This is a genomic window from Thiohalomonas denitrificans (assembly GCF_900102855.1).
Lineage (GTDB): Bacteria > Pseudomonadota > Gammaproteobacteria > Thiohalomonadales > Thiohalomonadaceae > Thiohalomonas > Thiohalomonas denitrificans.
Genome location: NZ_FMWD01000003.1, coordinates 328,428 through 340,123 on the forward strand (window position 1 = coordinate 328,428; position 11,696 = coordinate 340,123).

Here is an 11,696-nt window from a genome sequence, read left to right on the forward strand (position 1 = left end):
CACGATTTGACCGGGAATCCCCGTGACGGCCGGCGGTCCATAATTTGAAGAGCGTGAAGACCTATGGTCGGGAATCGAGGGGCATGGCGAAGCAAAATCTGTATGACCTGATCGAGCCGCAGAAACCGGAGTCGGTGGAACGGGAAGTCGTTGCCACCATGCGGGCGATCGACGCGGAGTTCGAGGTGGATCGTCTGCAGCACCTCTATAGGCACATCGTGCTGCTGTTTCAGGGACTGTATCCCGGATATCGGGCCAGTGATGCCTGGTACCATGACCTGGAACACACCAATGCGGTATTTCTCTGTGTGGCGGCCATGCTGGACGGGGCGCACCAGGACGGTGTCCGGATCAGTTCCCGCGGGAAACTCCTGGTACTTGCCTGTGCACTGTTCCATGACGTCGGGTTGATTCGGCGCCTGGACGAGACCGAGGGCACTGGAGCCCGCTTCACAGTGGGTCATGAGGGCCGCAGTATCGCCTCGATGACCGACTATTTTGTCAAACACGGCTTTTCGGACGAGTCGATCACCGATGCGACCCACATCATTCTCTGTACCGTACTGAACAAGGCGGTAGGAGAAATCCCTTTTCGAAACACTGAAGTGAGAAAACTGGGTCAGATTCTCGGGAGCGCCGATGTGGTTGCGCAGATGGCCGACCGGGCCTATCTCGAGAAGCTCCTGCTACTCTTCCGGGAGTTCCGGGAAGCTCGTCTCCCCGGTTATGAATCGGAACTGGATCTGTTGGAGAAGACGCCCACTTTCTATCAAAAGGTCGTGAAACGTCGTCTCGAGGACGAATTCGACCACGTCGATGCCTTCCTGGATGCGCACGCCAGGGTCCGCTGGGGCCAGGAGGAGGAACCTTTTCACCTGGCTATCGACCGAAACCTGCAATACCTGGAACAGATCCTGGCCACCGACAAGTCTCACTACCGAAACTGGTTACGCCGCGGCGACGTGGTGGCCTCTCTGCCACGGGAACCGCAGGATTCCGGTAAGGATGCCCCCGAGTCGCAGTAATCTCTGCCACGGTCCGCGGCAGACGATGCAGGGAGTATCGGATTCCCTCAATCTCTTCGCCTTTACCCGGCTTTTTCGGGCCCTTTTGCCCTCTTTGTGACGAGCGGTTTGTATGCGATTCGTGTAAGCCGGTAAACTACGCCGAATCCCGATAGCAGGTCGGCCTCGAAGAACTACATCTATGAATCTGAATTTTCTGGAATTTGAACAACCGATAGCCGAGCTGGAGGCGAAGATCGAAGAGCTTCGCTATGTCGGCGATGATAATGAAGTCAATCTGTCGGAAGAGATCGACAAGTTGCGCTCAAAGAGTCGCAATCTCACTGAGCAGATCTTCTCCAATCTCAACGCCTGGCAGGTCTCCCAGCTGGCCCGACACCCGCAACGACCCTATACACAGGATTACGTGGAACGCATTTTCACGGAATTCGAGGAATTGCACGGGGATCGCGCCTATGCCGATGATGCTGCGATCATCGGTGGTGTGGCTCGTCTGGAAGGTCGGCCGGTGATGGTAATCGGTCACCAGAAGGGGCGCGACACTACGGAAAAAGTGCGCCGCAACTTCGGCATGCCGCGTCCGGAGGGCTATCGGAAGGCGCTTCGCCTGATGGAGATGGCCGAGCGCTTCAAGATGCCGGTTCTCACCTTTATCGATACACCGGGAGCATACCCCGGGGTCGGGGCCGAGGAGCGCGGGCAGAGCGAGGCGATTGCCCGGAATCTGTTTGCCATGTCCAGGCTCAAGACGCCGATTATTTGTACGGTTGTTGGTGAGGGCGGCTCTGGCGGGGCGCTTGCCGTCGGCGTCGGCGATCGGGTGATGATGTTGGAGTACAGCACCTACTCCGTTATTTCTCCGGAGGGATGCGCCTCGATTCTGTGGAAGAGTGCCGAACGGGCTTCCGATGCGGCAGAAGCGCTTGGGGTCACCTCCGAGCGTCTCAAGCAGCTGGGGCTTATCGATCAGATCATCAGCGAACCGCTGGGTGGGGCGCATCGTGACGTAAATACGATGGCGACCCGCCTTCGCACCGCGCTGGTCGAGAGTCTGGATGTATTGACGGGTATTCCTATCGACAAACTGCTGGAGCAACGCTACGAGCGGCTGATGGGCTTCGGTAATTACGAAGACAAAGGCTGATTGCCAGTGCTGTCACAATCAGGTTCCTGCGGGAATCGGGTGACGGTGGCGAGTCTGGAACCTCGCGGATTTTCGTCCGTTTCCCGGTCAGCGCGTGCCGCCATCGAGGGCGGTGAATAGACGATGTATGGAGCAGTGCCTGGTTCCGACAGACTGACAAATCCTGATTGGCTGCTCGAGCGGCTGGGTAAGCTGCCAGTCCCGTCCCGCTACCGGGTCGCTTTTAGCGGTGGCCTGGATTCCACTGTACTTCTTCACCTGATGGCTTCGGTCCGGGAGCGGCTGACAGTCCCCCTGGATGCTGTTCACGTTGATCATGGACTGCATCCCCATTCCGGCGAATGGGCCCGGCAGTGTGAGGCCGTCTGCCGTCGGTTGGGCGTCCCGCTGGAGCAGGTCAAGGTCGATGCCCGCCCCCGATTGGGTGAAGGGCCGGAGGCGGCCGCCCGGGAGGCGCGCTATCGGGCCTTTGTCGAAGGGCTGGAACCGGATGCCTTTCTGTTGACTGCACACCATGAAGACGATCAGGCGGAGACCCTCCTGCTGCAAATGCTTCGCGGCGCCGGACCCCGGGGGTTGGCGGGCATGCCGGAGTACCGACCGCTCGGTAAGGGATGGCTGGTTCGTCCCCTGCTTGCGCTCTCCCGCTCGGAACTCAGGGGGTGGGCCGAAGCGGTCGGGTTGGTCTGGATAGAGGACCCGGGTAATTTCGACACCGGTTTTGATCGAAACCGCATCCGACACGATATCCTTCCCGGCTTGACACAGTGCCGGTCCGGCGCAGCACATGCCATAGCCCGCAGCGCCATGCATTGTGCCGAGGCCTCCGAACTGCTCGATGAACTGGCGACCGCGGACCTGGAGGGCAGCGAAGCCGCTCCGGGGATTTTGGCTGCCGAGCCGTTACGGACCTTGTCGCCGGCGCGCCTGCGTAACGTCTTGAGGGTCTGGATCCGTCTTCAGGGCCTTCCCGTCCCCGACACGGCCAACCTGAACCGGATCTCCGAAGAAGTGATGTCGGCACGGGGTGATTCGGAGCCGCTGGTCCATTGGCCAGGTGCGGAGGTGCGCGGTTACCGCGGCCATCTCTACGCCATGGCCCCGCTGGAACCCGTTCCGAAGGGTTGGCAGATGGAATGGTCGGGAGCAGGGAAACTGGTCCTCCCGGCGGGTTTGGGTGAATTGAGCCTGCGTCCCGTGCAGGGACGTGGACTGAAGGCTGAACTGTTTGCCAGAGGTAGTGTTTCCGTCCATTTCAGAAAGGGCGGTGAGCACTGCCGGCCCGCCGGACGGGGCCACAGTCACTTGCTCAAAAAGCTTTTTCAGGAAGCCGGTATCCCACCGTGGGAGCGGGGCCGGATACCGATTCTTGGCGTGCGCGGGGAATCGGCAGCGGTGGCCGGTCTCTGTTATGGAGAGGCGTTTGTCGCTGCGGTCGGGGAAGCCGGACTCGAACTGCTCTGGAATCGTGGACGCCATTGAAAAGCATTCCAAAAAAAACGACAATGATTGCGGCCTTGAGCCCCCCTTTCACCTAAGACCCCGAATCTTCATGACGAAGTATATTTTTGTTACGGGCGGTGTCGTATCTTCCCTCGGGAAGGGCATCGCTGCCGCGTCTCTTGCGGCCATTCTCGAAGCACGCGGCCTGAAGGTCACACTTCTCAAGCTGGATCCGTACATCAATGTCGACCCGGGCACCATGAGCCCGTTTCAGCATGGCGAGGTCTACGTGACCGAAGATGGCGCGGAAACCGACCTGGATCTGGGCCACTATGAGCGCTTCGTCCGTACGACGATGGGCCGGCGCAACAACTTCACCTCCGGGCGGATCTACGAGAACGTCATCCGCAAGGAGCGCCGCGGGGATTATCTGGGCGGGACGGTCCAGGTCATCCCGCACATCACCGACGAGATCAAGCAGTCGATCGTCAGGGGTGCCGAAGGGGCCGATGTGGCCATGGTGGAGATCGGCGGTACCGTGGGCGACATCGAATCGCTACCATTCCTGGAGGCCATTCGTCAGATGAGCGTCGAGGAGGGGCATGACAATGTACTGTTCATGCACCTGACGCTGCTGCCCTATATCCCTACCGCCGGCGAGCTGAAGACCAAGCCGACCCAGCACTCGGTCAAGGAATTGCGATCGATCGGGATACAGCCCGACATTTTGATCTGTCGCGCTGATCGCATGGTTCCCGAAGAGGAGCGGCGCAAGATTGCGCTGTTTACCAATGTCGAGGAGCGGGCCGTTATTTCCTCCATCGACGTGGACAGCATCTACAAGATCCCGCTGTTCCTGCATCAGCAGAAGCTGGACAGTATCGTGGTCGACAAACTGCGTCTGGATTGTCCGGAGGCGAACCTGTCGGAGTGGCAGGAAGTGGCCGATGCCATGGATCATCCGGAGAAGGAAACCACCATCGCCATGGTGGGCAAATACGTGGACCTCACCGAGGCCTACAAGTCGCTCTCCGAGTCGCTGCTGCACGCCGGCATCAAGACCCGCACCAGAGTCAAAATTGTCTATATCGATTCCGAAGAAATTGAGCGCTCCGGTACCGCCTGTCTGGAAAGGATGGATGCGATTCTGGTCCCGGGCGGTTTTGGCGAGCGTGGGGTCGAGGGCAAGATCGAGGCAGTCCGCTTCGCCCGTGAACGGCGGGTGCCGTACCTGGGTATTTGCCTGGGCATGCAGGTCGCGTGTATCGAATTTGCACGGAATGTGGCCGGTATTTCCGATGCCCACAGCACCGAGTTCGACCGAAAGGCGAAGCAGCCGGTTATCGCCCTGATTACCGAATGGATGGAAGCCGACGGCACTATCGAAACCCGCAGCGAATCCTCTGACCTGGGAGGTACGATGCGCCTGGGTGGACAGGATTGCCGGCTCGAGCATGGCAGCCGCGTTCGGGAAGTCTACGGCCGGGACGTGATTCACGAGCGACATCGTCACCGGTACGAGTTCAATAACAATTACCGTGAACGACTCATCGGAGCCGGTTTACAGGTGACCGGCATCTCCGGCCACGGCAACCTGGTGGAAGTGGTTGAGCTGGTGGATCATCCCTGGTTCATTGCCTGCCAGTTCCACCCCGAATTCACCTCCACGCCCCGCGACGGCCATCCGCTGTTCTCCGGTTTCGTGCGCGCGGCCATCGAATACCGGGAGCGGAACGTCGTTTGATAGACCTGTGTGGATTTGAGGCCGGAATTGACCGGCCACTGTTTCTGATTGCCGGGCCCTGCATGATCGAGAGCGAAGCGCTGGTGCTGGAATCGGCCACCGAACTCAAGGCGATAACCGAGCGGCTCGGGATTCCCCTGATTTTCAAGTCGTCCTTCGACAAGGCCAACCGCACTTCGGCGGATAGCCCGCGCGGACCGGGTCTGGAGGAGGGCCTTCGGATCCTCGAGAGGGTGCAGCGGGAGCTCCAGTTGCCGGTGCTGACCGATGTCCATGAGTTCACGCCGCTGGATGAAGTGGCCGAGGTCGTGGATGTACTGCAGACGCCGGCGTTTCTCTGCCGCCAGACGGACTTCATCCAGGCGGTGGCGCGACAGGGTCGCCCCGTGAATATCAAAAAGGGCCAGTTTCTTGCCCCCGGGGATATGGCCCACGTGGTGGAGAAGGCCCGTGTCACCGGCAATGACCGGATTATGATCTGCGAGCGCGGCGTGTCGTTTGGCTACAATACCCTTATCTCCGATATGCGGGGGTTGGCGAGCATGCGTGAGACTGGCGCACCCGTAGTCTTCGACGCCACGCATTCGGTGCAGCAGCCGGGCGGGCAGGGCGGCCGTTCGGGTGGCCAGCGCCAGTTTGTTCCGGTACTGGCCCGGGCAGCCGTGGCCGCCGGGGTTTCCGGCCTGTTTATGGAGACCCATCCGCATCCGGACAGCGCCCTGAGCGATGGGCCCAACATGTGGCCCCTGGGAGAGATCGAGCGGCTGCTCGGCACCCTCAAGGCGCTCGATGACACGGTAAAACAACACGGTTTTATCGAACAGCCATTGATGTAGGAGCGGCGGAAGCCGCGAAGAACTGCAAAATCAGTCTGGGGCGACTTCCGTTCGATTGAGCCGCCGCCTGTTGGCTCCGCCCTCGCGGCTTCTGCCGCTCCTGCACGAATCATCAGATTTGCGATGAATTTCATCTAACAAAAACGAAAACGGGAAGGACGATGAGCACACTGAAGACTCAGATTCGTGATATCAGGGGCCGGGAAATCCTCGACTCCCGCGGCAACCCGACCGTGGAAGCGGACGTTTTCCTGGTCGACGGGACGCTTGGCCGCGCGGCCGTACCTTCCGGAGCCTCTACGGGATCACGTGAAGCCATCGAGCTGCGGGATGGCGATAGCAATCGCTACCTCGGGAAGGGTGTTCGCCAGGCTGTGGATAATATCAACGGTGAAATCCGCCAGAAGCTGGTCGGCTTCGATGCCAATGATCAGGAGGCCCTCGATCGCCTGCTGATCGACCTGGACGGCACGCCCAACAAGGCGCGCCTCGGGGCGAACGCTCTGTTGGCCGTCTCCCTGGCCGCCGCCAAGGCGACTGCTGCCGCCCACGAACTGCCGCTTTATCGCAACCTGTCTCTGGCACAGGAGTTCACGATGCCGGTGCCGATGATGAATATCGTCAATGGCGGCGCCCACGCGGACAACAGCGTGGACCTGCAGGAGTTCATGATCATGCCGGTTGGTGCTCCCAGCATGGCGGAGGCGGTGCGTTACGGTGCCGAAATCTTCCATGCCCTCAAGAAGGTACTGGCGGAAAAGGGCATGAGTACGGCGGTCGGCGATGAGGGCGGGTTTGCCCCCGACCTGCCTTCCAACGAGGCGGCGATCGAGGTGATCCTCGAGGCCATCAAACAGGCAGGCTACACGGCGGGTGAAGACATCATGCTGGCCGTGGACGCCGCTGCCTCCGAGTTCTACAAGGATGGCAAATATGTCCTCGAATCCGAAGGCAAAAGCCTCAGCTCCGAAGAGTTCGTCGATTATCTGGCCGCCTGGGTCGACAAGTACCCGATCATCTCCATCGAAGACGCCATGGATGAGAGCGACTGGGAAGGCTGGAAGATCCTGACCGAACGGCTCGGCGACAGGGTGCAGCTGGTCGGCGACGACCTGTTCGTTACCAATACCGAGATTCTGAAGGAGGGCATCGACAAGGGGGTCGGTAACTCCATTCTGATCAAGGTGAACCAGATCGGCACTTTGACCGAGACACTGGCAGCCATCAAAATGGCCAAAGAGGCAAACTACACGGCGGTCATCTCCCATCGCTCCGGCGAGACGGAAGACACCACCATTGCCGACCTGGCGGTGGCCACCAATGCGGGTCAGATCAAGACCGGCTCGCTCTCCCGCTCCGATCGCGTGGCCAAGTACAATCGCCTGCTGCGCATCGAAGAGGCACTGGGCAAAAAAACCAGTTATCCCGGTCGCGGTGCTTTCTACAACCTGAAGTGATTCGAATGTGACGGCTGGGGTTGCCCGGACAGGTCTCTCCGGGCATCCTTGGATGCACCCACCCGATGGATGGGAACACCGCAAAGGCGCTGCGGGTGTCGAGGTTCGCTGATGAAGACGCTTGTCGATGGATTTCCTGTCTGTCGCACCCTAATCAGCAATTTTGTAAACCTCGGCATGTTCGGCGTCTCTGCGATGCAAATACCGCTATCTTCGGTGTATCTGCTGAGTATCTGGTCCCGTCATGAGACTGCTTGCCACAACCCTCATCCTCTTGCTGGCGCTCCTGCAGTACAAGCTGTGGTTGGGAGACGGCGGATTGCTCAAGGTTCGCCAACTCAATGCCGCTATCGAATCCCAGAGTGCGGAAAACGCCGGATTACGCGAGCGCAACCGGGCGCTGGAGGCGGAGGTTCGTGACCTGAAGAAGGGCCGAGAGGCCATCGAGGAGCGGGCGCGCACCGAGCTGGGAATGATCAGAGAGGGTGAGACTTTCTATCAGGTGGTGGAAGAGTGAACGAACCCTTCTTGCGGCATCGCGAGGCGCGATGAACTCCCCATATTCTATTGCCGATTGGTGGGCAGTGGTGCCCGCGGCCGGTGTCGGCCGGCGCATGAATGGCGAAAGGCCCAAGCAGTACCTGGAACTCAATGGCCATCGAGTGATTGACCATACCCTGCATCGCCTGGGGTCTCATCGGGGCTTGCGCGGCCTGGTGGTTGCCATCAACACCGAGGATGAATATTGGTCGGCACCAAAGGTGCCCGTGGCGTTGGAAACGGTACCGGGAGGCGAGGAACGCTGCCATTCCGTCCTTAACGGTCTGGAACAGCTGGCCGGACGGGCCGATGATGATGACTGGGTGTTGGTGCACGATGCGGCACGTCCCTGTCTGAGGGCCGAGGACCTCGATGCCCTGCTGTCCGAGCTGGCGGGACATCCGGTGGGTGGCCTGTTGGGGCTGCCGATTGCGGATACGGTGAAGCGGACCGATAGCCGGGGGGATGTCCTGGAGACCATATCCCGGGAAGGGCTCTGGCGCGCTTTGACACCGCAGATGTTTCGCTTTGGTTTGCTACGGCAAGCCCTTTGGGCGGCCCTGGAAGCCGGCGAATGGGTCACCGACGAAGCGGCAGCCATCGAACGGGCCGGATATCGACCGAAGATGGTCGAAGGTCACGGCGACAACATCAAGATCACCCGTCCCCAGGATCTACCCCTGGCGGCACTCTATCTGGCTCAGCAGGAGGAGGCATGAGGATTGGCCACGGTTATGATGCGCACCGCTTTGCTCCGGAGCGCCAGCTGGTGCTGGGGGGCGTTCGGGTCGAGTTCGAGAAGGGCATGGCGGCGCACTCCGACGGGGATGTGGTTCTGCACGCCCTGTGTGATGCATTGCTGGGTGCGGCCGGGCTCGGCGATATCGGCAAACATTTCCCCGATACCAGTGACGATTTCAAGGATATCGATAGTCGCATTCTGTTACGGCGGGTGGTTGCAACCCTCACCACCAGGGGGTTCAGCGTCGGCAATGTCGATCTGACCATCATTGCCCAGACCCCCAGACTCTCGGAATACATCGAGAACATGCGCGTGAACATTGCCGCGGACCTCGACATCGAACCGGGTCGGGTGAACGTCAAGGCAACCACTACCGAAAAAATGGGTTTTACGGGCCGTGCCGAAGGGATCGCCACCCACGCCGTGGCCTTGCTCGAGGAGCGCCCATGACCTCCTGGCCCATGGAGTGGGCCTTCGCGCACGGCGGTCCCGCCGGAACCGGTGTGATTCGCACAGCGCCGGAGGATTTTCGCGTCGATGAAATCCCCCTGGTCACGCCTGATGGCGCTGGCGAACACGTCCTGCTGCATGTCGAAAAGCGTGGTGCGAATACCGACTTCGTTGCCCGTTTGCTGACCCGGCTCGCCGGTGTACGGCCGGTGGATGTCAGTTTCGCCGGGATGAAGGATCGCCATGCCGTCACCACCCAGTGGTTCAGCGTGCGGCTGGGTGGCAGCGATGAGCCGGACTGGTCCGCACTGGAGAGTGATGAAGTCCGGATCCTGGATAGCATTAGGCATGGACGCAAATTGCGCCGCGGTGCGCTGAAGGGCAACCGTTTCTCCCTGGTGGTACGCGAGGTCGAAGCCGACCGGGGTGAGTTGCAGGAGCGCCTCGAAATCATTAAAGCGCAGGGTGTCCCGAACTACTTTGGACCCCAGCGGTTCGGGCGAGGTGCCGGGAACCTGGACCGGGCCGAAGCCCTGTTTCGCGGCGAGTTTCGCGAACGTAACCGTACGAAACGGGGGCTCTATCTCTCGGCCGCCCGCTCCTGGCTGTTCAATCGCGTACTCTCGGAGCGGGTCCTGACCAACACCTGGAATCGCCCGCTCACCGGCGAGGTACTGATGCTGGACGGACGTAGTGCCGTCTTTCCCGGCGAGGCCGACGACAGTGCGCTTCCCGGCCGCGTGGGAGCGGGAGAGATCCATCCCACCGGACCTCTCTGGGGAGAAGGACACCGTATGCCTGCAGAGGATGCGCTGCGGCTGGAAGACCAGGTGTTGACCGGCCTGGATAGCTTCAAGGAGGGTTTGGAAGCTGCGCGACTGAAGCAGGAGCGCCGGGCACTCCGCCTTCCGGTCCGCCATCTTGAGTGGAATCTGCAGACCGACACCTTGGAAATCGCCTTTCAGCTGGACCCCGGCACCTACGCCACCACGGTGCTTCGGGAACTGCTTGAGGTCGAATAGAAGCCGGTCCGAAGGGCTCCCGCTTCCGGGCGGGAGCCCCAGGCTTACTGTACGGATACGTTTGTCGGAGGGTTCGGGGCCACGGAGACACAGCCGATCGGTTGGGTAGAGATCACAAAGGCGTCCAGATAGCGCTTCTGATCCGCGGGTGAACTGCTGTTCCAGTAGTTTTCGAGCATGACGGAGTTGATCCCGTAATCATCCCAACGGCCCACCCAGTTCAGGTCGGTGCGGCTGGCCTGCAGTTTGCCGTCGATCCGGTACTCGAATATCCCATCCGCCTTCCCCGGGCTATTCAGCTTGATACGTGATTCGACGCAGTGCCACTTCCCGGCCTGCAACGGTGTGGTTCCTTTTCGCGCGCCCAGCCAGGTGAGATTGCTGAAGTCATTCCATTTTGTCGTGACAAGGCGGTCGTCCTCGATGCCGGAGGCCGGGTCCATCTTCAGATAGGCGCGATCACTGGAGTCCGACCAGATATGCCCGATCATCGCCTGGGCCCGGTTACCATTGGCAAAGATGGTGACCCGGGAACTCTTGTCCGGGTATCCGATAAACCCGTCCTGCAATTTGGTGTAGTAGCGCCAGTAGATTTCCCTGAAATCGGAACTCCCGTGGCTTTGGCTGCCCAGCGGGTTGCGCCCGAAATGCCTGTAGAGCCATCCGGCGCTCACTTCTCCGGACTGAAAGCGCGCTTGCAGCGCATATTTTCCATGGGCGTTCTGGGAGGTCGTCCGCCGGAAGTCACCGTCATCGTCGTTATATTCGGCATAGTTTTCGGCGACAGTTCCCTTGGGCCCCAGATCCTCATCCTCGAAGCTGTCGCACCAGAGGACAGCCGGATCCGGGTCACTCCCCTTCGGGCAGAAGCTTTCCGCGGCTGAAACGGCGCTACTGGACAGGGCCAGACCCACAGCAAGCAGCAGTGGGGAAACTGTGCGGTGTATTAACATCAAACCTTCTCCGCTAGTCAATGTTGGATCGTTCCAAAGAAGAATCGGCCTAGTGGGTCTGTCCGAGAATAGCAATGGGCTCCAAAATGCAGGTTGGCGCTGAGGAACGAAGCCCAACAAAATCAGCGTCGGGGTTCGCATAACTCATCCCAACCTGCAAAAACGATGTTCTCGAACAGGCTCCTGCCAAATCTGCAGTGGGAAGATAACGGTATCCAGTTCCCGGTGTTGCCGCATGGTTCGCAAAAAGAGGGTGCATTCCCTACCAGAAACGGGCTTGTTAGTCGTTTCTTGAACCGTGAATGCTTTTTGTCTGTCTTCGCCGAAGGGAATATTCAAT

11 protein-coding genes are annotated in these 11,696 nt (G+C 60.1%); 10 read left to right on the forward strand and 1 reads right to left on the reverse strand.

Going from position 1 to position 11,696, the window contains the following annotated elements; translation table 11 throughout:
• The first annotated feature begins 83 nt into the window (after positions 1–83).
• The 10 genes from BLP65_RS06200 to truD all read left to right on the forward strand — a co-directional run bounded on the left by BLP65_RS06200 (position 84) and on the right by truD (position 10,403).
• On the forward strand, positions 84–1,025 hold the full coding sequence (locus BLP65_RS06200; protein WP_092994065.1) for a hypothetical protein: 942 nt from the start codon (positions 84–86) through the stop codon (positions 1,023–1,025).
• A gap of 181 nt (positions 1,026–1,206) precedes the next feature.
• A complete protein-coding gene (locus BLP65_RS06205; protein WP_092994068.1) occupies positions 1,207–2,169 on the forward strand; it encodes an acetyl-CoA carboxylase carboxyltransferase subunit alpha in 963 nt (320 codons plus the stop codon).
• 135 nt (positions 2,170–2,304) lie between these two features.
• On the forward strand, positions 2,305–3,651 hold the full coding sequence (tilS, locus tag BLP65_RS06210; RefSeq protein WP_175452465.1) for a tRNA lysidine(34) synthetase TilS: 1,347 nt from the start codon (positions 2,305–2,307) through the stop codon (positions 3,649–3,651).
• Between the two features lie 70 nt (positions 3,652–3,721).
• Entirely contained in the window at positions 3,722–5,356 is a 1,635-nt protein-coding gene (locus BLP65_RS06215) for a CTP synthase (protein WP_092994371.1), read from the forward strand.
• Complete coding sequence (gene kdsA, locus BLP65_RS06220) at positions 5,356–6,192, forward strand: 3-deoxy-8-phosphooctulonate synthase (protein WP_092994374.1); 837 nt, start codon at positions 5,356–5,358, stop codon at positions 6,190–6,192. The genes BLP65_RS06215 and kdsA overlap by 1 nt, the downstream gene beginning before the upstream one ends.
• Before the next feature lie 161 nt (positions 6,193–6,353).
• Complete coding sequence (gene eno, locus BLP65_RS06225; protein WP_092994074.1) at positions 6,354–7,649, forward strand: phosphopyruvate hydratase; 1,296 nt, start codon at positions 6,354–6,356, stop codon at positions 7,647–7,649.
• 244 nt (positions 7,650–7,893) lie between these two features.
• On the forward strand, positions 7,894–8,166 hold the full coding sequence (ftsB, locus tag BLP65_RS06230) for a cell division protein FtsB (protein WP_092994077.1): 273 nt from the start codon (positions 7,894–7,896) through the stop codon (positions 8,164–8,166).
• 31 nt (positions 8,167–8,197) lie between these two features.
• Positions 8,198–8,908, forward strand: coding sequence for a 2-C-methyl-D-erythritol 4-phosphate cytidylyltransferase (ispD, locus tag BLP65_RS06235; RefSeq protein WP_092994080.1), 711 nt, complete (start codon positions 8,198–8,200; stop codon positions 8,906–8,908).
• Positions 8,905–9,381 (forward strand): 2-C-methyl-D-erythritol 2,4-cyclodiphosphate synthase, encoded by a 477-nt coding sequence (ispF, locus tag BLP65_RS06240; RefSeq protein WP_092994082.1) that lies wholly within the window; start codon positions 8,905–8,907, stop codon positions 9,379–9,381. The genes ispD and ispF overlap by 4 nt, the downstream gene beginning before the upstream one ends.
• The gene (gene truD, locus BLP65_RS06245) at positions 9,378–10,403 is read left to right on the forward strand and encodes a tRNA pseudouridine(13) synthase TruD (RefSeq protein ID WP_092994085.1); all 1,026 of its coding nucleotides are present in this window, start codon (positions 9,378–9,380) and stop codon (positions 10,401–10,403) included. Before ispF ends, truD begins: the two co-directional genes overlap by 4 nt.
• A gap of 44 nt (positions 10,404–10,447) precedes the next feature.
• Here truD and BLP65_RS06250 read toward each other — a convergent pair whose 3' ends face one another.
• Entirely contained in the window at positions 10,448–11,356 is a 909-nt protein-coding gene (locus tag BLP65_RS06250; RefSeq protein WP_092994088.1) for a hypothetical protein, read from the reverse strand.
• Between the last annotated feature and the right edge of the window lie 340 nt (positions 11,357–11,696).